Raw genomic sequence first — 22,718 nt, 5'->3', positions numbered from 1 at the left:
GCTTAAGTTAAGATGCTAAAATAGTATTCTCTTAACAAATTTTTGCGGAGGAGTGACCGAGTGGTTAAAGGTAACAGACTGTAAATCTGTCCGCGTGAGCGTACGTAGGTTCGAATCCTACCTCCTCCATTGTGCGGGTATAGCTCAATGGTAGAGCTCTAGCCTTCCAAGCTAGTGACGTGGGTTCGATTCCCACTATCCGCTCTTTTTTTTGTTGTATTTTTATAAAATCAACATATTATTTATTGATGTATTTGTATTTTAGGTAGAAAAGTTTAAATTATGACAGCAATAGTGGAAGCATTTGGAAAGCCGCATGTAAATGTGGGAACAATAGGACATGTGGATCATGGGAAGACGACGTTAACAGCGGCGATAACGAAGCATTATGGAAATTTTGTAGCGTACGATCAGATAGATAAAGCGCCAGAAGAAAGGAAGAGGGGGATAACGATAGCAACAGCGCATGTTGAGTATCAGACGGAAAAAAGGCATTATGCACACGTTGATTGTCCTGGACACGCTGACTATGTAAAGAACATGATAGTAGGTGCAGCACAGATGGATGCGGCGATATTGGTAGTGTCGGGGGTTGATGGGCCAATGCCACAAACGAGAGAGCATATATTGCTGGCGAAGCAGGTAGGTGTTGGATATATCGTGGTGTATATAAATAAAGCTGATGTTGCTGATGCTGATATGATAGATTTAGTAGAAATGGAAGTGAGGGAATTACTGAGTAAATACGGATTTCCAGGGGATGAAGTGCCTGTGGTGGTTGGTTCAGCGCTCAAGGCGCTGGAGGATGACAGCAGCGAATATGGAAAGAAATCAATAGACAAATTGATGGAAAAGTTAGATGAATATGTAGCGGTTCCACCAAGGCCTGTGGATTTACCATTTTTATTGCCAATCGAAGATGTATTTTCGATATCGGGGCGAGGAACAGTTGTAACAGGAAGAATAGAGAAGGGAGAGATAAAGACGGGAGAAGAGATAGAGATAATAGGTCTGAAAGCGACGCAAAAGACGATATGCACAGGTGTTGAGATGTTTAAGAAGTTGCTGGATAAGGGAAGTGCAGGACTCAATGTAGGAATATTGTTAAGAGGAACAAAAAGAGAAGAAGTGGAGAGAGGGCAAGTATTAGCGAAACCGGGGACGATAACACCGCATAGAAAGTTTAAGGCGGAGGTTTATATATTAAAGAAAGAGGAAGGAGGAAGACATACACCATTTTTTGCGAATTACCAGCCACAGTTCTATTTAAGGACAACGGATGTAACTGGGAGCATAAAATTGCTAGATGGGAAGGAGATGGTAATGCCAGGAGATAATGTGAGTGTAGAAGTAGAATTGCAAGTACCGATAGCAATGGATAAGGGATTGCGTTTTGCGATAAGAGAAGGCGGTAGAACTGTTGGTTCTGGTGTTGTTTCTGAAATTTTGGAGTGAGTGTAGTAACTAAGATGAAGCAAGATATATATATTAACATTAAGGCTTTCGATTGTTCTTTATTGGAGGAGTGTGTTCGAAAATTTGTTGATGAATTAAAGCGGTCCAGTGCAAAATTATCTGGTCCGATTGCGTTGCCAAGGAAAGATTCTAAATTTATTGTTAATAGATCTCCTCACGTTGATAAAAAATCTCGTGAACAGTTTGAAATGAGAACTTCTAGGCGTTTGATTGTTTTACATGATCTTACTCCTACTATGATGCAGATGCTTACAGGTTTATCTTTTTCTGCTGGCGTAGAAGTGGATTTAAAAGTCAAGGAAGTTAAGGTTTAGGAGAAGGAAATGAAGAGAATAAATTCGCTGAGGAGAATTGGTTTACTAATGATGAATATTGGTCATACTGCTATGTATTCTGACAATAGTCGCATGGCTGTAACTTTATTGCACCTCAGCGAAACTTATATTATTGATATAAAAGGACAAGATAAATGTGGCTATAATTCAGTCATTTTAGGCACAGGAGATTTTAAAAATATAGCAAAACCTCAGTTGGAATATTTAAAGAAAAAGGGTATAAATAATAAATGTAAGTTATACGAAAGTAGATTAAATGACCTGTCGGGAATAGAATGTGGTAAAAAAGTGGGAATCAATCATTTTGTGGTTGGTCAATATCTTGATATTACGGGTTATTCTATAGGTAAAGGATTTGCTGGTGTGATGAAGCGGCATAATTTCAGTGGGCTTAGGGCATCTCATGGTGTTTCTATTGCTCACAGATCACAAGGTTCCACTGGCCAATGTCAGGATCCTGGTAGAGTATTCAAAGGAAAGAAAATGGCTGGTCATTTAGGTAACAGCAGGATAACTGCACAAAATATGAAGATATTATCCATTGATCATGAAAATAGTATAATTGCTGTGAAGGGTAATAATGTTCCTGGGTTTAAAAATTCCTATGTTTTTGTAAGAGATGCAGTTAAAAAATCTTTACATAAAGATGTTCCTTTTCCGGTAGGTTTACTGTTAGATGTAAATGATGATGCTAGTAATTTGGTAAGTTAGTTATGGAATGTAATTTAGTTAATCTATCTAATGATAATGTAGGTACTGCTCAGCTCAATCCTTTGATATTTTCTGCTAAGCAAAAATTGAGTATTTTGCATGATATAGTGAGATGGCAATTAGCGAAGAGAAGAGCTGGTACTCATAAAACAAAAGGTATTAGTGATGTCTCTGGTACAACAGCTAAACCTTATGGTCAAAAACGTACCGGTAGGGCAAGACAAGGGAGCTTGCGATCTCCTCAATTTAGAGGTGGTGGGATTATTTTCGGCCCTGTTGTGAGGAGTCATACTTATTCTCTTAATAAGAAGGTACGCAAATTTGGTTTAAAAATTGCTTTATCTCTAAAGTATTTAAATAATCAAGTAATTATTCTGGATAATTTAAATATTGATGTGAAGAAAACGTCTGAAATGTGTAAATGTATTAAAAATTTTAAATTTTCTTCCTTTTTGATAGTTGGTGATTATGGAGATGATTTGTTGCGTGCGGCTAAAAACTTGCACTATGTAGACTTAATCAAACCTATTGGGTTAAATGTTTTTGATATATTGAATCACGAATGCGTGATGTTGACAAAGGATACTTTAAAGCATCTTGAAGGTAGATTGTTATGATCAAATATAATAATATAATAAAATCTCCTATAATTACAGAAAAGGCCTCTTTTTTGAGGGAGAAGTTTAATAAATATTCTTTGTATGTTTTTGTAAATGTAAATAAGCGTCAAATAAAGTTGGCAATAGAGTCTCTATTTGATGTTAAAATTTCTTCTATAAATGTTGTTAGAATTAAGCCTAAATATAGGCGTTTTAGGGGTGTGATTGGTTGTGAAAAACAGAAAAAGAAAGTTTATTTTTCTTTGATGGATGGTCAAAAATTAGATATAATGAGCGTTTAGTATGGGTATGAAATTTTTTAATCCTGTTACTCCGTCTTCTCGTGGGACTGTGTTAGTAAGTAAAGTTGGTTTATCAAAAGATGAGCCAGAAAAGTCTCTTACATCCGGTAAAAAGTCCAGTGGTGGAAGAAATAATCATGGTAGAATTACAACTCGTCATAGGGGTGGTGGTCACAAAAAGAAGTATAGAGTGATAGATTTTAAGCGTAATAGAAGTGGTCAAGGTATAGTTGAAAAAATAGAGTATGACCCAAATAGAAGTGGGTTTTTGGCGTTAATATCATATAAGGAAGATGATATTAAGTCTTATATATTAGCTCCTCAAGGTATGAAGCCAGGTGATGTTGTTACAGCTGGGAATGATGCTGATATTTTGCCAGGGAATTGTTTACTACTCAAGCATATACCTGTTGGTTCTTTCGTTCATAATGTTGAGCTGAAGCCAGGTAATGGTGCTGCGATTGCTAGAGCTGCTGGTTGTTATGCACAAATCGTTGGTCGTGATGGCCAATATGTTTTATTACGACTCAGGTCTGGTCAAATTAGGTTGATTTTATCTTCTTGCAAGGCTACTATTGGTGTAGTATCTAACCCTGACCATAAGAATAGAAAGTTGGGTAAAGCTGGGAGAAGTAGGTGGCTTGGGATTAGACCTACTGTACGTGGAGTTGCAATGAATCCGGTTGACCATCCTCATGGAGGCGGGGAAGGAAAAACCTCTGGTGGTCGTCATCCTGTTACTCCTTGGGGTGTTGCAACAAAAGGAAAGAAAACTCGAAGGAGAAATAAATCTAGTGATAAGTATATAAAACAATTGAAAGGTTAGTTTATGAGTAGATCTGCATGGAAGCCTCCTTTTTGTCATCCTTCTATATTAAAGTCGGTGAATAATGCTTTAAACAAGGGGTTTGTTAACATGGCTATAAAAGTTCATTCCAGGGCTTCTGTAATTCTTCCTAATTGTTTAGGTTTAAAGTTTGCTGTTTATAATGGTAAGGATTACATTCCTGTGAATGTTAATGATCAGAATATGATAGGTCATAAGTTTGGTGAGTTTTCACCCACTCGTAAATTTACTGGGCATAGTGGTGATAAAAAGGCGACAAGAAGGTAATTGATATGAAAAACAGAGATGTAATAGTTAAAGCTGGTTCTAGGGTTTTAAAATCAACTCCTCGTAAATTGAATTTGGTTGCTGGTTTAGTACGTAATAAAAAAGTTTCTTTTGCCACTGTGCAATTAAGATTTTGTGAAAAGAAAGCTGCAGGTCTTATAAGGAAGGTATTAAATTCTGCGATTGCTAATGCTCAAAATTATGGATTGGATATCGATAATTTATATATAAAAGAAATTTTAATAGGTAAGTCTCTTACTTTGCGTAGGGTATGTCCAAAAGCTATGGGTAGAGCTAATAGAGTTAGTAAACGTTATAGTAATATAACTGTAAAATTGGGGGAAATTATATGATTCATAAAAATAGAAAATTAATAAGGAAAGTGCAAAAATATGGGAAACGTTAATCCTAAAGGATTTAGGTTAAAAATAATTAATACTTGGTCATCTATTTGGTATGCTGAGAAGGGTTATAAACAAGGGTTGCATCAAGATTTATCTATTCGCAGTTATATAAATGAATCTTTTAAGCATGCTGGTGTTTCTAAAGTAATTATAGAGCGTACGATCGATTTGGTATCTGTAATAATACATTCTTCTAGACCTGGAGTGATAATAGGTAAGAAAGGCTCGGATATTGAGAAGATAAAGCAAAAGATAGCTGAAAAAGTAAAAAATAATGTGGAAGTGAATGTAGTAGGGGTTAAAAGGTCTGAAATAGATGCAGTTTTAATATCAAACAGCATTGCACAGCAGTTAGAAAAAAGGGTTTCATTTAGAAGAGCGATGAAAAAAGCTATTCAAAGTTGTTTGAGGATGGGTGCTAGAGGTATTAAAGTAAGTTGTTCTGGGCGCCTTGGCGGAGCTGAGATAGCTCGTACTGAGTGGTATAAAGAAGGCCGTTTGCCTTTGCATACTTTACGTGCTAATATAGATTATGCTTTTGCTGAAGCAAAAACTATATATGGCATCATAGGAGTTAAGGTCTGGGTTTATATTGGTAACTAATTAGGTATATTGAAATGTTTATTCCTAAAAAAAGTAAATATAAAAAAGTATTTAAAGGACGAATTAAGGGTAACACGAAAGGTGGTAGCACATTATCTTTTGGAGATTATGGTCTAAAGGCTATGGAAGCAGGTAGGATTCAATCTAAGCATATTGAAACTGCAAGGCGTGTAATATCTAGAACATTAAAACGCTCTGGTAAAGTGTGGATAAGAATTTTTCCTGATACCCCTGTTAGTAAAAAGCCGGCGGATGTGCGTATGGGTAAAGGGAAAGGTAGTGTTGAGTTTTGGGTATTTAAAGCTAAGCCCGGTAGAATGTTGTTTGAAATTAGCAGTGATGTTCCCATGCATTTAGCAAGATTGGCGCTTGAAAAGGCAACTGCTAAGCTTCCTATGAAGTGTAAATTTGTATCTAATCATAATTAAATGGAGTTGCAATGGATATAGCTGACATTGAATCGAGGTCCTCGCAAGAATTGCATGAAATTCTTGTGAATTTGAGAAAAGAGTTTGTTAATTTGGTTTTTCAAAAGAAGCTGGGCCAGTGCAACAATATTTCGCGTTTTAGCTTAATAAGAAAGAGCATAGCTCGTATTTTAACTACATTAAATAAAAGAAGAAGAGAGGAAAAGAATGCCTAAAAAGGTTTTTTGTGGTACTGTAACTAAGGCTAAGTGTGATAAGACTGTAAAGGTTTCGGTATTACAAGTGTATAAGGATGAGCTGTATAAAAAGGTTATAAAAAAATACAAGAAGTATACAGCACATGATGAGAATAATAGTTGTAAAGAAGGGGACAAGGTTTTAATACAAGAACACAAGCCTATTTCTACTACTAAAAAATGGGTTATTGTTAATAGCTCACATTGAATAGGATATTTATATGATTCAAAAAAATACATTGTTGGAAGTAGCTGATAATTCTGGCGCGCGTGCAGTGCTTTGTATTGGTTTATTGGGTGGTAGAAAGTCTGCATCTATAGGTGACACAGTTATTGTATCTACTAAATCTATTACTCCAAGAGGGAAAGTTGAGAAGGGAAAAGTATATAGAGCAGTTGTGGTGAGGGTGAAAAGCCCTATTAGAAAATCTGATGGTTCTGTAATTCGTTTTTCTAGCAATGCTGTAGTTTTGATTAACGATCAAGGTGAACCACTTGGCACTCGGGTGTTTGGTCCGGTAAAAAAGTTATCATCTGGTTCTTTTATGAAGATAATGTCATTAGCTGTTGAGGTTTTATAATGAGTGCTAAAATAAAAAGTGGTGACGACGTTATAGTTTTAACTGGTAAAGATAAGGGAAAAATTGGTAAGGTAATCAAAGTTATAGCACGTGATGCTAAAAAGAAAGTAATTGTTTCTGGAGTGAATGTGCATAAGAGACATACTAAACCAAAAGCTGGTAGTAGTGGTGGTATATTAAATAAAGAGTTAGCTATTGATATATCCAACGTTGCAACATTGGACCCTAAATATAAAACTCCAACTAGAGTGGGGTTTAAGGTTATAGACGGTAGAAAAGTGCGTTTTGCAAAAGTTTCTGGAGAAGTGATAGATTAGGTTGATATGTTTAAAGAATTGTATAAAGATAGCATAGTAAAGTCCTTGAAGGATAAGTTTAATTACGGCAATATAATGCAAGTGCCTAAACTTGTCAAGGTGTGTATCAATATGGGCGTTGGAGATGCTGCTACAGATAGTAAAGCAATAAATGAACCACTTGATAGCCTATATTTGATTGCTGGGCAGAAGCCTTTATCAACTTTTGCAAAAAAATCTATTTCTGGCTTCAAGATCAGAAAAGGTGCTACAGTAGGTTGCAAAGTAACTTTGCGTAGAGATAAAATGTATGAGTTTTTAGAAAGATTGATATATATTGCTTTGCCAAGGGAAAAAGATTTTAGAGGATTTAGTGTGAAGCAATTTGACGGTAATGGTAATTTTTCCTTTGGTATAAAGGAACATATCTCGTTTTTAGAAATAGACTATGATAAAATAAGTAAAATTAGAGGTATGGATATTAATATTATAACAAGTGCAGTTAGTGATAAGGAAGCAAAGGAATTATTACTGGCTCTTAAATTTCCTTTTTTTGATTAATTGAGAGGAGAAATATATGGCAAAAAAATCTATGATAGAAAGAAATCTTCGCAGAATAAAGTTGTGCGATCAATATAAAGAAAAAAGAGAAAAATTGAAATCTATAATAAATAATAAGAATTTGTCTATTGTAGAAAGGTTTACAGCTCAAAATAAATTAATTAAAAAATTGCCTAGAAATTCTTCTAAAACCAAAATTAGAAATAGGTGTGCTTTAACTGGGAGACCAAGAGGAGTATATAGAAAATTTGGTTTATGTAGAATTGTTTTGCGTGATTTATGTTCTTTTGGGCAAATTCCAGGAGTTACAAAGTCTAGTTGGTAAATATAATATAAGGAGTATATTGTGGCGTTATCTGATAGTATTGGTGATTTTTTAACAAGGATACGTAATGCTCAATTGGCAATGCATAGGGCAACAAGGGTACTATTTTCTAAGATGAATTCTTCTATATTGGAGATTTTAAAAGAGGAAGGGTATATCCTTGATTATGAAAAGCAAGTTGTAGATAATTTACCTTCTTTCATTGTAAAATTGAAGTATTATGAGAAGTCACCTGTAATTAGTGACATAGTTAGGGTGTCAAAGCCTGGTTGTCGTCGTTATTCTAAGTATCAGGACATTTCTAAAGCATATAATGGTCTTGGTATTTTTATTATATCGACACCCAAAGGAGTGATGACTGATTATAATGCACATAAGTTAAAGGTTGGTGGAGAAGTTTTGTGTCGTGTGTTTTAAATAATAGGAGAAATTCATGTCTCGTATAGGTGCTGCTCCTATCAATATTCCTGCTGGTGTTTCAGTTGAATATAATAATGGTAGTATGTTAATAAAGAGCGCTAAGGCTGAAAAGGAAGTTAGCTTGATCAGGGATGTTGTGTGTCAGATTATTGATAATCAGCTATTGCTTTCTGTTGATCAAGATAAAGATAATTATGATAAAATAAAGCCTATGTGGGGCACTTATAGGAGTAATATTAATAATATCATTAACGGCATGGTTGATGGTTTTTCTGTTAATCTTGAGATTAACGGTGTGGGATATAAGGCAGAGTGTGATGGTAAGTATTTGACTTTATATCTTGGTTATAGCCATAATGTTAAATATAAAGTGCCTAAAGATGTTGAGATTAAGTGCATAAAGCCAACTCACTTAGTAGTTAGTGGTATGGATAAGCAGAAGGTCTATATGGTGGCGTCTGATATATGCAAAATTAGAAAATATGATCCTTATAAAGGTAAGGGTGTTGTAATAAAAGGCAAATTTATGCTGCGTAAGGTTGTAAGTAAAAAGAAGTAATAAAAATGAAAAGATCGTATAATTTTTTAAGTAATTCTGAAAAAAGGAAGTTACGTAATAGAGCGAAGCTTGACAAGAGCGCTGAACGTTTACGTATATCCATATTTAAATCTAATAGGCATTTTTATGTCCAGTTAATTAATGATGTAAAAGGAATAACTCTCACTTCAGCTTCTACTTTGGATGCTAAAATTAAGGATGTATGTAAAGGGAAAGTCAACGCTGAAACTATAAAACAGGTTTCTTCTTTAATGGTTGAGCGTCTGTCTGGCATGAAATTAGAGCAGCAGCTTACGTTTGATCGTGGAGCGTATAAATACACAGGATTAGTTTCTCAATTTGCTGAGGCTTTAAGAAGTTCTGGATTTGAATTTTAGAAGGTTTTGAATATGGCTATAAAGAATTTACAAAATAATAATGATTTATCAGAGCTTTTAGTTTCGGTACGAAGAGTGACAACGGTTACCAAAGGTGGTAGAAGATTTTCATTTTCAATTTTGGTTGTTGTTGGCGATGAGAAGGGTAGGGTAGGGTGTGGAATAGGTAAGCACGCAGAAGTTGCTGAAGCAAGAGTCAAAGCTGTAAATGCTGCAAAGAAATCAATGATTAGAGTGTACTTGCGTGAAGGTAGAACTTTGCATCATGATATTAAAGCTAAATTTTGTTCTGGTGAGATAGTTTTAAGAACCGCAAGAGCCGGAACAGGTATTATTGCTGGTGGAGCGATTAGATCAGTTTTTGAGGTGTTAGGTATAAAGGATGTGGTAGCTAAATCCACTAGATCAAATAATCCTCATAACGTTATATGTGCGGTGTTTAAGGCTTTTGATAGTATGTTATCTCCTCGTCAGGTAGCAAGCAAAAGAGGCAAAAAGATTAGCGAGATAGTTGGAAACAGGTAAAGTATGAATAATGCTGTAAAATTAAACTCTATATTTACTAAATTATCTAAGAAAAAGAAGCCTAAGTTGCTGGGTAGAGGTATCGGTTGTGGTAAAGGTAAAACATCCGGTAGAGGGCATAAAGGGCAGAAGGCTAGAAGTGGAGTTTCTATAAATGGTTTTGAGGGTGGACAACAGTCTATATATACTCGTTTGCCTAAAAGAGGTTTTAAGCCTATACGTAGGAGCATATACTCTATAATTAATGTTGGCGATATACAGCGCTTAATGGAAGCTAAAAAAATAGTGAAAGACTCTGTTATAGATAAGGAGAGGCTGTATAAATTAGGTTTTATAAAGTCTATTAAGGATAAAATTAAACTTCTTAATAAAGGTAAGTTGAGCGAAAAATTTGTGTTTCATGTTGATTTTGCGTCAGAAGCTGCAAAAAAATCTGTAGCTTCAGTTGGTGGTAGTGTGGAAATACTATCGTAAGTCATGGGCAATAAATCAGCATTTAATAGCTTGGATCCTACGTTGTTATATAAAGGCGATTTATTAAAGCGTATATTTTTTACGCTAATAGCTTTAATTTGCTATCGCTTGGGTACTTATGTGCCTATTCCTGGAATTAATCTTGATGTAATTAATGATATATTTCCCAAAGATGGCTCAGGCGTTTTTGGAGTATTTAATTTATTTTCTGGTGGTGCATTGGCTAGAATGACAATTCTAGCATTGAACGTTATGCCATATATAATGGCTTCTATCATTATTCAGTTACTTTCTTCTGCGATTAAAGGAATGAAGGAAGTTAAGAATGATGGAGAGTCAGGCCGTAGAAAGATGAATTCTTATATACGCTATCTGACCATAGTAATTTGTGTATTTCAATCAATTCCAATTTTGGTTGGATTGGAAGGGATGAATAGGGAAGGGGTATTGGTTGTAATCGAACCTGGTGTTATGTTTCGTACAATAGGTGTTTTCAGCCTTTTAGGTGGAACTATGCTTTTAATATGGCTTGGTGAACGAATCAGCGCTAGCGGTATAGGCAATGGTATCTCATTAATCATTTTCACGGGTATAATATCAGAGTTACACAGCGCTTTGTCATCTTTGTTAACGTTAAATAAAAACGGTAGCGTATCGTTATTTATTATCCTTTTTGTTTTGGTATTGTTTTTTTTGCTGCTACTCTTAGTCATTTTTGTAGAGTCTTCTTATAGAAAGGTTATTGTTCAACATCCTAAAAAGCAATTTAAAAGATTACATAATGACGATTTTACTTATATTCCATTGAAGATTAATTTATCTGGTGTAGTACCAACCATTTTTGCTAATGCAATTTTATTGACACCTATTTCAATTGCAAATTTCTATAAGGGGCACGCTTTTTCTGATTTTATTTTGAATTACTTTATGGCAAATAAAGTAGTATATATTGTAGCCTATTTGGTGCTGATAGTATTTTTTAATTTTTTCTATACCAATTTTATATTTAATCCAGAGGAAAACGCAGATTTTCTTAAAAAAAATGGTGGTTTTATACCTGGTAGAAGGCCTGGGAAACATACTTCTGGTTACCTTCAAGATATAGTTTTTAAGTTGACATTCATTGGCTCTGCGTATTTGGTAGTCATATGTACTGTACCTGAAGTTATGAGATATTATTATGATATACCATTTATTTTTGGTGGGACGAGCTTACTGATTATAGTGAACGTTATTACTGATACTATTATGCAAATACAATCTTATATTTTTTCAAATAGGTACGACAACTGGATAAAGAAATATGAGTCTAAAACGAGGAAAGTAAGATGATCATTACGATTTTTGGTCCTCCAGGTTCTGGTAAAGGTACTCAGTCAAGCTTGTTAATAGCAAAATATAATTTAAAATTAATTTCAGTAGGGGATTTATTAAGGAATATTATATCTAGCAGTAGTGAGTTAGGTAAAAAAATAAAGGGTACCGTGGAATCTGGTAATTTAATTCAAGATGAAATTATATGTGGATTATTACGTGACCAGCTTGCATTAGTGGATGATAATTGCTTATTAGATGGTTTTCCGAGAAATTTAAACCAGGCTCATTTTTTGACTCAAGTTTTGCAAGAAAAATATAATAGGGATGTTGACATTGTAGTTGAGCTGCAGCTTGACGATAATATTGCAATCGATAGGTTAAAAAATCGTCTCGCGTGTTTGGACTGTAAAAGCATATATAGTGTATCTTCTTTTAAGAGTACTACTTGTGCTAAATGTAAAAGTACAAGGTTAGAGAAAAGAATTGATGATGCTGATATGTCTGCAATTAATAAGAGAATAAGTGAATATCACCTTCAAATGAAAGGTTTACGCGAGTATTATAAAGGCAAATTATTAACAATTGACGCTAATTTGAGTGTTTATGAGGTAACGCAAGAGATTGAAAGTAAAATTTCTTGTAATTTGGTTTGACTCTGAGTTGTTTTATGGTATAAATTAAGAGTTGTTATTAATAAAGTATCGAGGTACCAGTGGCACGTATTGCAGGCATAAATATTCCAGTGAGGAAATGTGTTCCTTTTGCATTAACTTATATATATGGTATAGGTATTGCTACTGCGAATGTAATTTGTCACGCTTGCGAAGTTGATAAGCGCAAACGTGTTTCAGAATTACGAGATGAAGATATAGAAAAGATCAGCAGTTTCATTAGACAAAATTATGTTATAGAAGGTGAGCTCAGAAAAGAAGTGGCTATGAACATAAAATCTTTAGTGGAAATGGGATGCTATAGAGGGGTGAGACATAGAAAAGGTTTACCTGTGAGAGGGCAAAGGACTCATACTAATGCTAAGACTCGTAAAGGTAGATCTCGGTTGCCTATTGCTGGGAAAAAATAAAATTTATTATTATTGTGAGTTTTAATGAAAAAAGTCAAAACGGTTGGTAAGAGTAAGAAGGAGTTTATTACTGGTGTTGTCCATATTCGTGCAACTTTTAATAATACTTTTGTAAATGTAACTGATGTTCATGGTAATACGCTATGTCAAACTTCTGTGGGTGCATGTGGTTTTTCAGGTTCGAGAAAATCCACACCTTATGCTGCAGGTAAGGCTGCGGAGGCTGCTGCGAAGAATGCAATAGAGAGATTTGGTATGAAGGTTGTCTCTGTAATAATTCGTGGTCCTGGCTTTGGTACCGAAGCTGCGGTTAAAGCACTTCAGAGCTGTGGGTTGACTGTGACTTCAATTGCAGATAAAACCGCAATTCCTCATAATGGGTGCAGGTTAAGAAAAAAAAGAAGAGTATAGGATATTTGAAAAGGTTGTTTTATGTATTATAATAATGATGTTTCTCTCTGTAGCAATTTAGATAAATTGATTAAACCTAGTTCAGTTAAGGTAATATCAGATGATTCAAGTGAAAAAAGTGATATAGTGCTAGAACCGTTGGAAAGTGGTTTTGCTTTAACATTAGGTAATGCATTAAGACGTGTAATGTTATCTTCTCTTAAAGGTAGTGCTGTTTATGGAATAAAAATTGAAGGTGTAACTCATGAGTTCACTTCAATTCAAGGGGTGAGAGAAGACGTAACTGATATAGTATTAAATATGGGTATGTTGAGGTGTAAATTAAATGGTGCTTCTAATAAATGCTTAAATTTAAACGCTAAAGGGCCTTGCCAGGTATTAGCTGGGATGATAGAAACTGATGATCAATGCTCTATTGTTAATAAAGATTTGTTAATATGTACGCTGGGGCAAAATGTGGAGCTTAACATGACCATATATGTGGCTAGCGGAAAAGGTTATCTTCCTGTAACTAAATATAAAGAAAATGAACTTTTGAAGCTTATGAGTGAACAGGATTTAATTGGTTTTATTCCAGTTAATGCTTTGTATAGCCCTGTCAACAGGGTTTCGTACAGGGTAGAGAACAGTCGTGTTGGCCAAGTGACTGATAAGGATAAGCTGATATTGTCAATTGAAACTGATGGTACAATTTCTCCGAGTCAAGCTGTTGACTCTGCTGCAAGAATATTACAGGAGCAACTTCAGCCCTTTATTAGTTCTGATGTAAGTTATAAAAAATCGCAGGTTTCTTCGTCTAGTGGTGCTAAAGATTTGGGTTATGACCCTGTCTTATTGCGTAAGGTAGATGAAATGGAATTATCTGTCAGGTCTCATAACTGTCTGAAAAACGAAAACATCACTTATATAGGTGATCTTGTGCAAAAGACAGAAGGTGAAATGTTAAGAACTGCTAATTTTGGCAGAAAGTCTTTGAATGAGATTAAGGCAGTTTTGACTAATTTTGGCTTGTCTTTGGGTATGAATGTGCTAAACTGGCCACCTAAGGATATAGATGAGTTGGCTAAACAACATACTGATGAAGATTAGGTGATATATGAAACATGGAATAAAAAAACGTAAACTATCTCGTTGTACTGAACATAGATTATCGACGTTAAAGAATCTATCTATCTCATTAATTAACCATGAGCAGATTGTAACTACTTTACCAAAAGCTAAGGAACTTCGTCCATATGTCGAAAAGTTTATTACAATTGCTAAGAATAAGAATACTTTACATGGTAGAAGACTTTTGCTTTCACGCCTTCATAATAGTAAGTTAGCAGTTGATAAGTTATTAAACGTCTTAGCCAGCCGTTATCAAGATCGTAAAGGTGGGTATTCTAGAATAATAAAATTTAGCACTCGAAAGGGTGATTGCGCTTCAATGGCAGTGATAGAACTGGTTGATAGGGATATTGCAGCAAGAGGTAAGGTTTATAGTAAAAATAAAGAAGGAGGCAAAGTAGTTACACAAAGTTAATTGTTATCATAATTGTTCTTCTTGTGGTAAGTAGGTTACGCTACTTTGTAGGTTACTTTGGCGAGTTATTAGTTTTAGTATATTTAAAACTGAAATGGTATAATGTTATAAAACGCCGTTACCGTTGTAAGTTCGGTGAAATTGACTTAATTGTATCTAAAAAAAAGGAGCTGATTTTTATAGAAGTTAAAACAAGTTTACTTGGAAAAGAAATACCGATATCTCATCTTCAATGTCAGTCTATTATAAATTCTTCTAAGTATTTCTTAAGTAAAAACCTTAGTTTTTTAGATTATTCAGTCAGATATGATTTATATTTTCTTTCCTTAAAGAGAAGACCTGTTTATATAAAAAATGCTTGGATTGAAGAATGAAAGATTTGTAGCTGAATTAATTTAGATTTACTGGATTTAATATGAAAAAGACCCAATACAATAATTTAGTTTCATCTTACGCTAGAGTGCTATTTCATGTCTCAGGAAGCAGGTTAGGTATTATAAGGGAAGAAGTAGAATTTTTGTTGGCTTTTTTTAAGGATCAACGTGATGTTTTTGTGTACCTATCTCATCCTATGATTTCTTTTGCACACAAAAAAGAAGTGATGCTTTCTGTAAATGAGCACTTGAGTGAGAATTTAGTAAAATTTATTATGGTTATATTTGCAAATAAACGCTCTAGTTTATTGATCCTTATATTAGAAAAATTCTTAAGTCTTGCAAGAGAAAATGAAAATGAATTCGAAATTACTATAAAGTCAGCAGAAACTTTAAAGGAATCTGATATAAAAATAATTACTGAATCTTTGAGCTTTCTTGGTAAAATAATAAAAGTAAGCAATGTGGTTGACCCTTCTATACTAGGTGGCTTCGTAGTTAGGTATGGTTTTAATTTGATCGATGCTTCGCTAAAAAGTTACTTGGATAGGTTAGTTGACTTAAGTAAAATGGAAATATTAAAAGTAAGGAATTTTGTATGAAGAACAGTATGAATGTTTCTGAGATAGCAAGTATAATAAGAGAAAAGGTTGAGACGTTTGATAATCCTATAAAGCGGGAAAATATAGGTGAAGTAATTTCAGTAACAGATGGTATCGCATTGGTTTATGGGCTGGAAAAAGCAAAATTCGGTGAAAAGGTATTTTTTGCAAGTGGTGTAGAAGGAATAGTTCTCGATTTAGATCATGATACGGCTGGAATAGTTGTGCTTGGTAATGACCGTGATGTGAAAGAAGGGGACGTTGTAAAATGTAGTGGTGATGTTGTGCAGGTGCCTGTAGGGCATGAATTGTTAGGGAGAGTTGTAAATGCGTTGGGCCATCCTATGGACGACGGTGGGGAAATTAGAGCCAAAAACAGAATGGATATAGAATCTAAAGCGCCAGGCATTATTGATCGTAAGTCTGTGCATGAGCCACTGCAAACAGGAATTAAAATTATAGATTTGCTAATTCCAATAGGTAGAGGGCAGCGTGAATTAATTATTGGTGATAGACAAATTGGTAAAACTACTATTGCGCTTGATACTATTATCAATCAGAAGAAGATTAACGATGAGGTAAACGAAAATCAAAAAGTTTACTGTGTTTATGTTGCTATTGGGCAAAAAATTTCAACAGTAGCAAAAGTGGTAAATAAGCTGAAAGAAAGCGGAGCATTAGAGTATACAACTGTAGTTGTGGCTAGTGCATCTGACTGCGCGCCTATGCAATTTTTAGCACCTTATGCTGGTTGCACTATTGGGGAATTTTTCCGTGACAATGGAATGCATTGTTTGATTATATATGATGATTTATCTAAGCATGCTGTGGCATATAGGCAGATGTCTTTATTGCTCAGACGTCCTCCTGGTCGTGAAGCTTACCCTGGAGATATATTCTATGTACATTCTCGCTTGCTTGAAAGAGCTGCTAAAATGTCTGATAAAAAAGGGCAGGGTTCTTTAACTGCTTTGCCAATTGTCGAAACTCAAGCTGGTGATGTATCTGCATATGTGCCAACAAATGTTATTTCAATTACCGATGGGCAGATCTTTCTTGAGTCTGAATTATTTTATAAAGGATTTCGACCTGCAGTAAATATAGGTTTGTCAGTTTCACGGGTTGGTTCTGCTGCACAACTAAAGTCTGTGAAGAAAGTTGCTGGTTCTATAAAGCTAAGCTTAGCTCAGTATAGAGAATTAGAAGATTTTGCAAAATTTGGTTCTGATCTTGATGCTAGTGTTCAATTATCCTTGAATAAGGGTAAATATCTTGTCGAGTTATTAAAGCAAAAACAACATTTACCTATGTCAATAGAAGAGCAAGTAGTGCTGATGTATATTTTTTCTAACCTATATAATCAGTTAAGTAAAATACAAATAAGTTACATTAATAAATTTGAACATGATCTTATTAATTATTTTCATACTGTACACCCTGGGGTTTTAAAAAAGTTGTCAAATGACATGAGTGATGATATAAAAGGTGATATTTTTAACATTGTGAGTAATTTCGTTACTCAATTTAATTGCGTTTAGGTGGTGATTATGGCTTCATCCATTATTAATAAATTTCCTATGACGAGGGAAGGTTTTGAGAATATGCAAGCCGAACTTGAAAAATTAAAGGAAGAAAAACCTTCTGTGATACAGGCTATTTCTGATGCTCGTGATCAAGGTGATTTGTCTGAAAACGCAGAGTATCATGCAGCACGGGAAAGGTTAGGTTTTATTGAAGGCCGTATAATGGAGATAGAAAGTAAGCTCTCACATGCGGAAGTAATAGAAGTAAAAAATTTGTCTGGTGATTCAGTAATGTTTGGTGCAACTGTGACATTAAGCATGTTAAGTGATAATAACGGTGAAGTGGAATATGTTTATAAGGTTGTAGGCGAATATGAAGCTGATGTTTCAAAGCAGTTAATATCTACTAGTTCACCACTTGGGAGTGCCTTAATCGGCAAAAAAGTCGGTGAATATGTGGAAGTGACAGTGCCAAATGGAGAGAAATTGTATAAAATAGTTAAGATTGAATTTAAGTAAATTATTATGGTACAGGCCACTTATGCTTCAATGAGTCTACCAGGTATTTCTTCTGTGGAAGATGTATTAGAGGATGCTCGTTCCGGTAAATTATTCATTTTAGTTGATGATGAAAATAGAGAAAATGAAGGCGATTTGATTGTCTTAGCTGAGAAAATAAAGCCGGAACATATGGCTTTTATGGTTAGGTACGGTACAGGGGTTGTTTGCTTAGCAATGACTAAATTTCACATGAAAAGGTTAGGCCTTAATTTCATGGAAAAGAAAAATATTGGTGAAAATCATACCGCATTTACTACATCAATTGATGCACGTTATGGCATTACAACCGGTGTTTCAGCAGAGGATAGAACGAAAACTATACATGCTGCTATCAACAAGGATGGTACTCAGGATGACATCATAACTCCAGGTCATGTTTTTCCTGTAATTGCACATAAAGGTGGGGTGGCACAACGTGCTGGTCATACTGAAGCGAGTGTTGAAATGGCGAAGTTAGTAGGGTTTGATCATTCAGCAGTTATTTGTGAATTAGTGAATGATGATGGCTCTATGATGCGCTTACCTCAGTTACTTAAATTTGCTGAACAACATAAAATTAAGTTAACTACCATCGACAAACTTATCAGTTACGTTAAAAATTTAAACTAGCGTTTATAAATTTGTATAATTTAAGTGTTAAAATATAGAATTTCTATAAATTATACAAGCACAGAATTTTCATGTTTAGAGTTGCTAAGTTTTTGACCTTATTGTTCTTTTTTGCATATTGTAATAATGCTTACTCTATTAACATTATTAGAGATAGTGAAGTGGAAGCAATAGTGAAAGAGCTAGCGCAACCTTTATTTTCTGCTGCGGATATTGATCATGAGCAAATAAAAGTTTTTATAATTAATGACAATTCGATTAATGCTTTTGTAATTAACAATAACAGTATTTTCATTCATTTAGGACTTTTACAATATTCGGCTAAACCTTATGTCCTGCTTGGTATATTAGCACATGAGATTGCTCACATATCTGCTGGTCATATATTGCAAATGAGTAGTGCTATGGGTTATTTTCAATCGATAGCAATGATTAGTTATATGGTAGGATTAGTTTCTAGTATTATCATTAACCCTCAGGTTGCTGGTGCAATTTTGCTTAGTGGTGTAGCGTTTAGTTCAAGGCTATTTTTTAACTATTCTCAAGAGCAAGAAAGTGTAGCAGATAGCTATGCTTTAAGGTATCTTGATGAATCTGGCTATGATAATTCAGGTATGAAAGAGATTTTTGATTATTTTAAAAGTATTGAGCATGAGAACACCGAGGAATATTTCCGCACTCACCCACTTAGTGAGAAACGTATATTTGCTGTACAAAATTATAAGGTTAAAAACAACGTAAAACCAATTTTTGCGGATAAGTTACTAAAGTTTGAGCGTGTGGTTGCCAAGCTAGACTCTTTCTTTGCTCCTATTCATGTGTTATCTAATAAATATGAAAATAATTCTGAGTATGTAAATGCTATAGTTTGCTATAGGCAAGGAAAGATAGAAGAGGCTATTGCTAAAATGAATTCATTGATTCAAGAGTCACGCAATGACCCATACCTATATGAATTAAAAGCAGAAATGCTATACAAAGCTGGAAACTTAAGTGAAGCAATAAAAATGTATGAAGAATCGCTTAGGTATTTATCTGAGAAAAACAGTTATTTAGTGAAACTTGCATTATCTCATACTTTATTATTACACGGTGATGCAAAAAAGGCGATTTTTTACCTGGAGCAGATTTTGAATGTAGAACCAAATAACGCTTTTGTCTGGAAATATTTAAGCATTGCATATAAATGTGACGCTGATACGGCAATGCATTATTTTGCTTTGACAAAAAAGGCTTGTATTGAAGGTAATTCAAAGCAATTTATGAAATACGCTGAGTTAGCTGTTAAAACTCTACCAAAGAATAGCCCTTACTTGTTGCAAATTGAAGATATGAAGCAATTTAATGGGTAACAAAAAAGCATTTCTGCACTTTTTGGGTTATTTTTGTCCACACTTTTCCAACATAGTTTTTGCTTCATCGCTTACGTTGGGCATAATTTTCGTTATGATAGTTTTAGCGCCAAAAAATACAGCACAAAACACGCCTAGAGCAAAAAGAGCAGGCCAAGGCATCCTGCCAAATATTGCAAGCAAAGCTGCACCAATTATTACTACCGTCATAAGTGGACCGCCTATCCCCCAAACATAACCAATAATATTGCATATTACTTTAGTTGTGTCATCCATATCAACACCAGGGTTATCTGCATAACCTGAGAAAGAGAAAAGCAATACTACACAAAAAATACCAAAAAATTCTATTATAGAGCTCATTTTTTTGCCTCTAAATAATAAATTAACGTAAACCTAAACCTACACATATTTTTATTTTAAAGTAAAAATTATAATTTGTCCATACATAAGTGTTGCTACATAAATAACCCACCATTAATGTTAAGCACATGCCCTGTTATATATTTTGCTTCATCACTTGCTAAAAATAAGACCCCTGCTGCTATTTCTTCCCCTGTTCCCATTCTTTTCATTGGAATATTATCTAATATTTTTCCCTTTTGTCCTTCATTTAAAACTTCAGTCATTTTAGTATCTATAAATCCAGGAGCAATACAATTTACTGTTATATTACGACTTGCAACTTCTTTTGCTATAGATTTGCTCATAGCTATTATTCCAGCTTTAGACGCCGCATAATTTGCTTGCCCGGCGTTTCCTGTCAGCCCTATTATTGAGGAAATATTTATAATTCTTCCCCAATTGTTCTTAATTAGTCTCTTACATGCTTCTCTACTCAGCTTAAATGTAGAACTCAAGTTAATATCAATTACTTTTTGCCATATTTCATCTGTCATTCTCAGTAATAAACTGTCTCGCGTAATGCCCGCATTGCATACAAGCCCGTCAAAGCCTTCCATCAACTCACTTGCTCTATTTATTAGTTGATTTACTTCCTCAGCATTTGATAAGTCACAAGGGAGTATGTGTATGTTTTTTTCATATTGTTTAGCAACTTCTTCGAGCACTTCTTTTTTTGTGCCAGAAATACATAAAGTTGCTCCAGCTTTGTGCATAATTTTTACAATTGCTTGCCCTATTCCGCCTGATGCGCCAGTGATCAGGAACTTTCTGCTTTCCAATCCAAACATAATAACTTTATATTATCTTAATTCCTAACAGAATATCGACTGGTTGGCAATAGATTTCTTACATAATATAAGTAACTCAGATATTCACAAAATAAAGGAAAAGTTATAATAAAGTTAAACGTCAAAAAATTTTAAAAACATAATTGATGCAGGAATTGTTACTAAATAGTTTATTCTGGTGCTCTACAGTCTAAATGGAATGCTTAAATTATAGATTCTTTGTTTTTGTGTGTTATCTTGAGTTAACACAAATTCACAGTAGTATTATGATAAGTAAGTTAAAAAAGCTTAGCGCTGGATTTTCTTTGACAGGCTTGATTGGCCATGGTGATAATATAAATATGCAAGGAGCAAAAAATAAAAAGAAGAAGTACCCAAAATTTTTGGATAAGACGTTTGCATTGATTGATGCAGTGATAAATTTTATTTTAAAACGCGAAAGTAATAACGTAAATGAAGTCCTGAAAGTAACATGGGGACCACTATTTTTTGGTCTGGTAGTAATACTCATCTTTTTTGGGATAGGTGGTATTTGGTCGGCTATAGCTCCAATTGACGGTGCGGTGCATGCAAGTGGAGAAGTTATTGTATCTTCAAATAGAAAAATAGTTCAACACTTGGGCGGAGGAATAATAAGCAAAATTTTAGTAAAAGAGGGTCAAGCAGTTAAAAAAGATGAGCCTCTAGTTTTGTTGAGTGATGTTAACGAGAAGGCGAATTTAAGTATCATCAAAGAGAAGCTCTTATCATTTTTAGCAACAGAAGCAAGGCTTCTTGCAATCAGAGTAGATTTGGACACGCTCGAGTTTCCTGATGAGGTTAAAAAATTATCTCACGATGAACTTGTAAATAAAGCGATAAAGAATCAAGTAAAGTTGTTCAACTCTCAGAGAAAGAGCATATTGGGAAAAACAGACATACTGCAACAACGTATAAAGCAGTTAAATGATGAATTAGCGGGGCTAAACTTTCAACTAAATGCAGCTCATAAGCAATATGACTTGATAACTGAGGAGTTGGAAACAAAAAGACAATTACTTGATAGTGGCCATATAAGCAAACCACACATTTTAGCTTTAGAAAAGCAGTTTGCTGAAATTGAAGGCAGAGTTGGACATTACCGTTCTGCAATATCTCAAGTGCAGCAAAAAATTGGAGAGAACGAATTAGAAATTATAAACGTGAGAAATGATTCTCAAGAAAGAGCAAACGCTGAACTTAAGGAAGTTAGTACGTCTATTGCAGACTTGAAAGAGAGACTGATGGTTGCTGAAGATTCATTAGCACGTACAATAATTAAATCGCCTCAAGATGGGATAGTCACAGATATAAGATACCATACTGAAGGTGGTGTTATACAATCTGGAGTTCCGATCATGAGCGTAGTGCCATCGGATGATGACCTAATAATAGATGCTAAAATTCAGACCAGAAACATAGAAGAGATACTGTCAGCACAAAAGAAAGATAGCAACATAGTCTCTATTGATGGGCTAGAAGGGCTAAAGGTTAAAGTTCGTTTAAGTGCTTACAGTGCACGTCGTTTAAGTTTAATTAATGGTATAGTAAGCAATATTTCTCCCGATGCCCTTGATGATCCAAGGCTAGGGCGTTATTATTCAGTACGTGTAGTGATACCAAAACCAGAGCTTGCTCAGTTTAAAAACGTATACCTATACCCTGGTATGCCAGCAGAAGTGTACATAGTTACTCAATCTCGTACTCTTTTATCATTCTTGTTTACGCCTATAATTGCAACAGTCGATAGGTCTTTTATAGAAAGGTAGCTCACTCGTTAAAGTAGTAGTGAAAGTGCCGTAATAAAATTTAGGTACATAATTAGA

The 22,718-nt window shown here is 34.6% G+C and carries 36 protein-coding genes and 2 tRNA genes; 36 read left to right on the top strand and 2 right to left on the bottom strand.

Going from position 1 to position 22,718, the window contains the following annotated elements; all coding sequences use genetic code 11:
* Positions 1 to 46: 46 nt before the first annotated feature.
* From OOK89_RS04730 to OOK89_RS04560, 35 genes are all read left to right on the top strand, one after another.
* A tRNA-Tyr gene (locus OOK89_RS04730) sits at positions 47 to 129 on the top strand.
* Positions 130 to 133: 4 nt separating this feature from the next.
* A tRNA-Gly gene (locus OOK89_RS04725) sits at positions 134 to 204 on the top strand.
* Positions 205 to 282: 78 nt separating this feature from the next.
* Positions 283 to 1,455: an elongation factor Tu gene (gene tuf, locus OOK89_RS04720; RefSeq protein WP_010962759.1), complete on the top strand. Its 1,173-nt coding sequence runs from the start codon at positions 283 to 285 to the stop codon at positions 1,453 to 1,455.
* 14 nt (positions 1,456 to 1,469) lie between these two features.
* Positions 1,470 to 1,790 carry a 30S ribosomal protein S10 gene (gene rpsJ / locus OOK89_RS04715; protein ID WP_012673184.1) on the top strand — a complete coding sequence of 107 codons (321 nt, stop codon included), beginning with the start codon at positions 1,470 to 1,472 and terminating at the stop codon, positions 1,788 to 1,790.
* Positions 1,791 to 1,799: 9 nt separating this feature from the next.
* Positions 1,800 to 2,522 carry a 50S ribosomal protein L3 gene (gene rplC, locus OOK89_RS04710; RefSeq protein ID WP_006279218.1) on the top strand — a complete coding sequence of 241 codons (723 nt, stop codon included), beginning with the start codon at positions 1,800 to 1,802 and terminating at the stop codon, positions 2,520 to 2,522.
* A gap of 2 nt (positions 2,523 to 2,524) precedes the next feature.
* A complete protein-coding gene (gene rplD, locus OOK89_RS04705; RefSeq protein WP_012673183.1) occupies positions 2,525 to 3,139 on the top strand; it encodes a 50S ribosomal protein L4 in 615 nt (204 codons plus the stop codon).
* A complete protein-coding gene (locus tag OOK89_RS04700) occupies positions 3,136 to 3,423 on the top strand; it encodes a 50S ribosomal protein L23 (protein WP_015589144.1) in 288 nt (95 codons plus the stop codon). The genes rplD and OOK89_RS04700 overlap by 4 nt, the downstream gene beginning before the upstream one ends.
* Before the next feature lies 1 nt (position 3,424).
* The gene (gene rplB, locus OOK89_RS04695) at positions 3,425 to 4,249 is read left to right on the top strand and encodes a 50S ribosomal protein L2 (RefSeq protein ID WP_015589143.1); all 825 of its coding nucleotides are present in this window, start codon (positions 3,425 to 3,427) and stop codon (positions 4,247 to 4,249) included.
* A gap of 3 nt (positions 4,250 to 4,252) precedes the next feature.
* Entirely contained in the window at positions 4,253 to 4,537 is a 285-nt protein-coding gene (gene rpsS, locus OOK89_RS04690; protein WP_006279181.1) for a 30S ribosomal protein S19, read from the top strand.
* Positions 4,538 to 4,542: 5 nt separating this feature from the next.
* A complete protein-coding gene (rplV, locus tag OOK89_RS04685) occupies positions 4,543 to 4,890 on the top strand; it encodes a 50S ribosomal protein L22 (protein WP_007549821.1) in 348 nt (115 codons plus the stop codon).
* 39 nt (positions 4,891 to 4,929) lie between these two features.
* Complete coding sequence (gene rpsC, locus OOK89_RS04680; RefSeq protein WP_010962753.1) at positions 4,930 to 5,544, top strand: 30S ribosomal protein S3; 615 nt, start codon at positions 4,930 to 4,932, stop codon at positions 5,542 to 5,544.
* A 14-nt stretch (positions 5,545 to 5,558) separates the two neighbouring features.
* Positions 5,559 to 5,972 (top strand): 50S ribosomal protein L16, encoded by a 414-nt coding sequence (rplP, locus tag OOK89_RS04675; RefSeq protein ID WP_010962752.1) that lies wholly within the window; start codon positions 5,559 to 5,561, stop codon positions 5,970 to 5,972.
* A gap of 11 nt (positions 5,973 to 5,983) precedes the next feature.
* Complete coding sequence (rpmC, locus tag OOK89_RS04670) at positions 5,984 to 6,187, top strand: 50S ribosomal protein L29 (protein ID WP_006279350.1); 204 nt, start codon at positions 5,984 to 5,986, stop codon at positions 6,185 to 6,187.
* Positions 6,180 to 6,416: a 30S ribosomal protein S17 gene (rpsQ, locus tag OOK89_RS04665; RefSeq protein WP_007549925.1), complete on the top strand. Its 237-nt coding sequence runs from the start codon at positions 6,180 to 6,182 to the stop codon at positions 6,414 to 6,416. Before rpmC ends, rpsQ begins: the two co-directional genes overlap by 8 nt.
* A gap of 13 nt (positions 6,417 to 6,429) precedes the next feature.
* Positions 6,430 to 6,789 (top strand): 50S ribosomal protein L14, encoded by a 360-nt coding sequence (gene rplN / locus OOK89_RS04660; RefSeq protein ID WP_006279348.1) that lies wholly within the window; start codon positions 6,430 to 6,432, stop codon positions 6,787 to 6,789.
* Positions 6,789 to 7,106: a 50S ribosomal protein L24 gene (gene rplX / locus OOK89_RS04655; RefSeq protein WP_006279347.1), complete on the top strand. Its 318-nt coding sequence runs from the start codon at positions 6,789 to 6,791 to the stop codon at positions 7,104 to 7,106. Before rplN ends, rplX begins: the two co-directional genes overlap by 1 nt.
* Before the next feature lie 6 nt (positions 7,107 to 7,112).
* Complete coding sequence (rplE, locus tag OOK89_RS04650) at positions 7,113 to 7,646, top strand: 50S ribosomal protein L5 (protein WP_010962750.1); 534 nt, start codon at positions 7,113 to 7,115, stop codon at positions 7,644 to 7,646.
* Positions 7,647 to 7,662: 16 nt separating this feature from the next.
* The gene (gene rpsN / locus OOK89_RS04645) at positions 7,663 to 7,971 is read left to right on the top strand and encodes a 30S ribosomal protein S14 (protein WP_006279345.1); all 309 of its coding nucleotides are present in this window, start codon (positions 7,663 to 7,665) and stop codon (positions 7,969 to 7,971) included.
* Positions 7,972 to 7,992: 21 nt separating this feature from the next.
* The gene (gene rpsH / locus OOK89_RS04640; protein WP_264718839.1) at positions 7,993 to 8,388 is read left to right on the top strand and encodes a 30S ribosomal protein S8; all 396 of its coding nucleotides are present in this window, start codon (positions 7,993 to 7,995) and stop codon (positions 8,386 to 8,388) included.
* Positions 8,389 to 8,404: 16 nt separating this feature from the next.
* Positions 8,405 to 8,950: a 50S ribosomal protein L6 gene (rplF, locus tag OOK89_RS04635; protein ID WP_007551152.1), complete on the top strand. Its 546-nt coding sequence runs from the start codon at positions 8,405 to 8,407 to the stop codon at positions 8,948 to 8,950.
* Between the two features lie 5 nt (positions 8,951 to 8,955).
* Positions 8,956 to 9,327: a 50S ribosomal protein L18 gene (rplR, locus tag OOK89_RS04630; protein ID WP_006279867.1), complete on the top strand. Its 372-nt coding sequence runs from the start codon at positions 8,956 to 8,958 to the stop codon at positions 9,325 to 9,327.
* Positions 9,328 to 9,339: 12 nt separating this feature from the next.
* A complete protein-coding gene (gene rpsE / locus OOK89_RS04625) occupies positions 9,340 to 9,852 on the top strand; it encodes a 30S ribosomal protein S5 (RefSeq protein WP_010962748.1) in 513 nt (170 codons plus the stop codon).
* Between the two features lie 3 nt (positions 9,853 to 9,855).
* Positions 9,856 to 10,326 (top strand): 50S ribosomal protein L15, encoded by a 471-nt coding sequence (gene rplO / locus OOK89_RS04620; protein WP_006279863.1) that lies wholly within the window; start codon positions 9,856 to 9,858, stop codon positions 10,324 to 10,326.
* Positions 10,327 to 10,329: 3 nt separating this feature from the next.
* Positions 10,330 to 11,658: a preprotein translocase subunit SecY gene (gene secY, locus OOK89_RS04615; protein WP_264718838.1), complete on the top strand. Its 1,329-nt coding sequence runs from the start codon at positions 10,330 to 10,332 to the stop codon at positions 11,656 to 11,658.
* The gene (locus OOK89_RS04610) at positions 11,655 to 12,296 is read left to right on the top strand and encodes an adenylate kinase family protein (protein ID WP_264718837.1); all 642 of its coding nucleotides are present in this window, start codon (positions 11,655 to 11,657) and stop codon (positions 12,294 to 12,296) included. The genes secY and OOK89_RS04610 overlap by 4 nt, the downstream gene beginning before the upstream one ends.
* 59 nt (positions 12,297 to 12,355) lie before the next feature.
* Complete coding sequence (gene rpsM / locus OOK89_RS04605) at positions 12,356 to 12,724, top strand: 30S ribosomal protein S13 (RefSeq protein ID WP_007550179.1); 369 nt, start codon at positions 12,356 to 12,358, stop codon at positions 12,722 to 12,724.
* 24 nt (positions 12,725 to 12,748) lie between these two features.
* Positions 12,749 to 13,135 (top strand): 30S ribosomal protein S11, encoded by a 387-nt coding sequence (gene rpsK, locus OOK89_RS04600; protein WP_012673179.1) that lies wholly within the window; start codon positions 12,749 to 12,751, stop codon positions 13,133 to 13,135.
* Positions 13,136 to 13,156: 21 nt separating this feature from the next.
* Positions 13,157 to 14,224 carry a DNA-directed RNA polymerase subunit alpha gene (locus tag OOK89_RS04595; protein WP_012673178.1) on the top strand — a complete coding sequence of 356 codons (1,068 nt, stop codon included), beginning with the start codon at positions 13,157 to 13,159 and terminating at the stop codon, positions 14,222 to 14,224.
* Between the two features lie 7 nt (positions 14,225 to 14,231).
* Positions 14,232 to 14,660: a 50S ribosomal protein L17 gene (rplQ, locus tag OOK89_RS04590; RefSeq protein WP_007550873.1), complete on the top strand. Its 429-nt coding sequence runs from the start codon at positions 14,232 to 14,234 to the stop codon at positions 14,658 to 14,660.
* Positions 14,661 to 14,683: 23 nt separating this feature from the next.
* Positions 14,684 to 15,034, top strand: a complete 351-nt coding sequence (locus OOK89_RS04585; RefSeq protein ID WP_012673177.1) for a YraN family protein — start codon at positions 14,684 to 14,686, stop codon at positions 15,032 to 15,034.
* Positions 15,035 to 15,075: 41 nt separating this feature from the next.
* A complete protein-coding gene (gene atpH, locus OOK89_RS04580) occupies positions 15,076 to 15,636 on the top strand; it encodes an ATP synthase F1 subunit delta (RefSeq protein ID WP_264718836.1) in 561 nt (186 codons plus the stop codon).
* A complete protein-coding gene (gene atpA, locus OOK89_RS04575) occupies positions 15,633 to 17,174 on the top strand; it encodes a F0F1 ATP synthase subunit alpha (protein ID WP_012673176.1) in 1,542 nt (513 codons plus the stop codon). The genes atpH and atpA overlap by 4 nt, the downstream gene beginning before the upstream one ends.
* Before the next feature lie 9 nt (positions 17,175 to 17,183).
* Complete coding sequence (gene greA / locus OOK89_RS04570) at positions 17,184 to 17,678, top strand: transcription elongation factor GreA (RefSeq protein WP_007549342.1); 495 nt, start codon at positions 17,184 to 17,186, stop codon at positions 17,676 to 17,678.
* 6 nt (positions 17,679 to 17,684) lie between these two features.
* Positions 17,685 to 18,329: a 3,4-dihydroxy-2-butanone-4-phosphate synthase gene (ribB, locus tag OOK89_RS04565; RefSeq protein ID WP_007549343.1), complete on the top strand. Its 645-nt coding sequence runs from the start codon at positions 17,685 to 17,687 to the stop codon at positions 18,327 to 18,329.
* Positions 18,330 to 18,400: 71 nt separating this feature from the next.
* The gene (locus OOK89_RS04560; RefSeq protein ID WP_151807568.1) at positions 18,401 to 19,681 is read left to right on the top strand and encodes a M48 family metalloprotease; all 1,281 of its coding nucleotides are present in this window, start codon (positions 18,401 to 18,403) and stop codon (positions 19,679 to 19,681) included.
* A 27-nt stretch (positions 19,682 to 19,708) separates the two neighbouring features.
* Here OOK89_RS04560 and OOK89_RS04555 read toward each other — a convergent pair whose 3' ends face one another.
* On the bottom strand, positions 19,709 to 20,044 hold the full coding sequence (locus tag OOK89_RS04555) for a TrbC/VirB2 family protein (protein WP_151807567.1): 336 nt from the start codon (positions 20,042 to 20,044) through the stop codon (positions 19,709 to 19,711).
* A gap of 95 nt (positions 20,045 to 20,139) precedes the next feature.
* Positions 20,140 to 20,874: a 3-oxoacyl-[acyl-carrier-protein] reductase gene (fabG, locus tag OOK89_RS04550; protein WP_264718835.1), complete on the bottom strand. Its 735-nt coding sequence runs from the start codon at positions 20,872 to 20,874 to the stop codon at positions 20,140 to 20,142.
* A 266-nt stretch (positions 20,875 to 21,140) separates the two neighbouring features.
* On the opposite strand from fabG, the gene OOK89_RS04545 reads away from it, so the two are divergent.
* Complete coding sequence (locus OOK89_RS04545) at positions 21,141 to 22,661, top strand: HlyD family type I secretion periplasmic adaptor subunit (protein ID WP_174516815.1); 1,521 nt, start codon at positions 21,141 to 21,143, stop codon at positions 22,659 to 22,661.
* Positions 22,662 to 22,718 lie beyond the last annotated feature (57 nt).

It is taken from the genome of Wolbachia endosymbiont (group A) of Lasioglossum morio, from assembly GCF_947250585.1.
In the GTDB taxonomy this organism is placed as follows: domain Bacteria; phylum Pseudomonadota; class Alphaproteobacteria; order Rickettsiales; family Anaplasmataceae; genus Wolbachia; species Wolbachia pipientis.
Note: the sequence above shows the minus strand (reverse complement) of the source record. Positions and strands in the feature narration are given on the sequence as shown.

Excerpts from the sequence above, each read along its gene's own strand:
- tuf (WP_010962759.1), top strand. The coding sequence starts at position 283 with ATGACAGCAATAGTGGAAGCATTTGGAAAGCCGCATGTAAATGTGGGA.
- rpsJ (WP_012673184.1), top strand. The coding sequence starts at position 1,470 with ATGAAGCAAGATATATATATTAACATTAAGGCTTTCGATTGTTCTTTA.
- rplC (WP_006279218.1), top strand. The coding sequence starts at position 1,800 with ATGAAGAGAATAAATTCGCTGAGGAGAATTGGTTTACTAATGATGAAT.
- rplD (WP_012673183.1), top strand. The coding sequence starts at position 2,525 with ATGGAATGTAATTTAGTTAATCTATCTAATGATAATGTAGGTACTGCT.
- OOK89_RS04700 (WP_015589144.1), top strand. The coding sequence starts at position 3,136 with ATGATCAAATATAATAATATAATAAAATCTCCTATAATTACAGAAAAG.
- rplB (WP_015589143.1), top strand. The coding sequence starts at position 3,425 with ATGGGTATGAAATTTTTTAATCCTGTTACTCCGTCTTCTCGTGGGACT.
- rpsS (WP_006279181.1), top strand. The coding sequence starts at position 4,253 with ATGAGTAGATCTGCATGGAAGCCTCCTTTTTGTCATCCTTCTATATTA.
- rplV (WP_007549821.1), top strand. The coding sequence starts at position 4,543 with ATGAAAAACAGAGATGTAATAGTTAAAGCTGGTTCTAGGGTTTTAAAA.
- rpsC (WP_010962753.1), top strand. The coding sequence starts at position 4,930 with ATGGGAAACGTTAATCCTAAAGGATTTAGGTTAAAAATAATTAATACT.
- rplP (WP_010962752.1), top strand. The coding sequence starts at position 5,559 with ATGTTTATTCCTAAAAAAAGTAAATATAAAAAAGTATTTAAAGGACGA.
- rpmC (WP_006279350.1), top strand. The coding sequence starts at position 5,984 with ATGGATATAGCTGACATTGAATCGAGGTCCTCGCAAGAATTGCATGAA.
- rpsQ (WP_007549925.1), top strand. The coding sequence starts at position 6,180 with ATGCCTAAAAAGGTTTTTTGTGGTACTGTAACTAAGGCTAAGTGTGAT.
- rplN (WP_006279348.1), top strand. The coding sequence starts at position 6,430 with ATGATTCAAAAAAATACATTGTTGGAAGTAGCTGATAATTCTGGCGCG.
- rplX (WP_006279347.1), top strand. The coding sequence starts at position 6,789 with ATGAGTGCTAAAATAAAAAGTGGTGACGACGTTATAGTTTTAACTGGT.
- rplE (WP_010962750.1), top strand. The coding sequence starts at position 7,113 with ATGTTTAAAGAATTGTATAAAGATAGCATAGTAAAGTCCTTGAAGGAT.
- rpsN (WP_006279345.1), top strand. The coding sequence starts at position 7,663 with ATGGCAAAAAAATCTATGATAGAAAGAAATCTTCGCAGAATAAAGTTG.
- rplF (WP_007551152.1), top strand. The coding sequence starts at position 8,405 with ATGTCTCGTATAGGTGCTGCTCCTATCAATATTCCTGCTGGTGTTTCA.
- rplR (WP_006279867.1), top strand. The coding sequence starts at position 8,956 with ATGAAAAGATCGTATAATTTTTTAAGTAATTCTGAAAAAAGGAAGTTA.
- rpsE (WP_010962748.1), top strand. The coding sequence starts at position 9,340 with ATGGCTATAAAGAATTTACAAAATAATAATGATTTATCAGAGCTTTTA.
- rplO (WP_006279863.1), top strand. The coding sequence starts at position 9,856 with ATGAATAATGCTGTAAAATTAAACTCTATATTTACTAAATTATCTAAG.
- secY (WP_264718838.1), top strand. The coding sequence starts at position 10,330 with ATGGGCAATAAATCAGCATTTAATAGCTTGGATCCTACGTTGTTATAT.
- OOK89_RS04610 (WP_264718837.1), top strand. The coding sequence starts at position 11,655 with ATGATCATTACGATTTTTGGTCCTCCAGGTTCTGGTAAAGGTACTCAG.
- rpsK (WP_012673179.1), top strand. The coding sequence starts at position 12,749 with ATGAAAAAAGTCAAAACGGTTGGTAAGAGTAAGAAGGAGTTTATTACT.
- OOK89_RS04595 (WP_012673178.1), top strand. The coding sequence starts at position 13,157 with ATGTATTATAATAATGATGTTTCTCTCTGTAGCAATTTAGATAAATTG.
- rplQ (WP_007550873.1), top strand. The coding sequence starts at position 14,232 with ATGAAACATGGAATAAAAAAACGTAAACTATCTCGTTGTACTGAACAT.
- atpH (WP_264718836.1), top strand. The coding sequence starts at position 15,076 with ATGAAAAAGACCCAATACAATAATTTAGTTTCATCTTACGCTAGAGTG.
- atpA (WP_012673176.1), top strand. The coding sequence starts at position 15,633 with ATGAAGAACAGTATGAATGTTTCTGAGATAGCAAGTATAATAAGAGAA.
- greA (WP_007549342.1), top strand. The coding sequence starts at position 17,184 with ATGGCTTCATCCATTATTAATAAATTTCCTATGACGAGGGAAGGTTTT.
- ribB (WP_007549343.1), top strand. The coding sequence starts at position 17,685 with ATGGTACAGGCCACTTATGCTTCAATGAGTCTACCAGGTATTTCTTCT.
- OOK89_RS04560 (WP_151807568.1), top strand. The coding sequence starts at position 18,401 with ATGTTTAGAGTTGCTAAGTTTTTGACCTTATTGTTCTTTTTTGCATAT.
- OOK89_RS04555 (WP_151807567.1), bottom strand. The coding sequence starts at position 20,044 with ATGAGCTCTATAATAGAATTTTTTGGTATTTTTTGTGTAGTATTGCTT.
- fabG (WP_264718835.1), bottom strand. The coding sequence starts at position 20,874 with ATGTTTGGATTGGAAAGCAGAAAGTTCCTGATCACTGGCGCATCAGGC.
- OOK89_RS04545 (WP_174516815.1), top strand. The coding sequence starts at position 21,141 with ATGATAAGTAAGTTAAAAAAGCTTAGCGCTGGATTTTCTTTGACAGGC.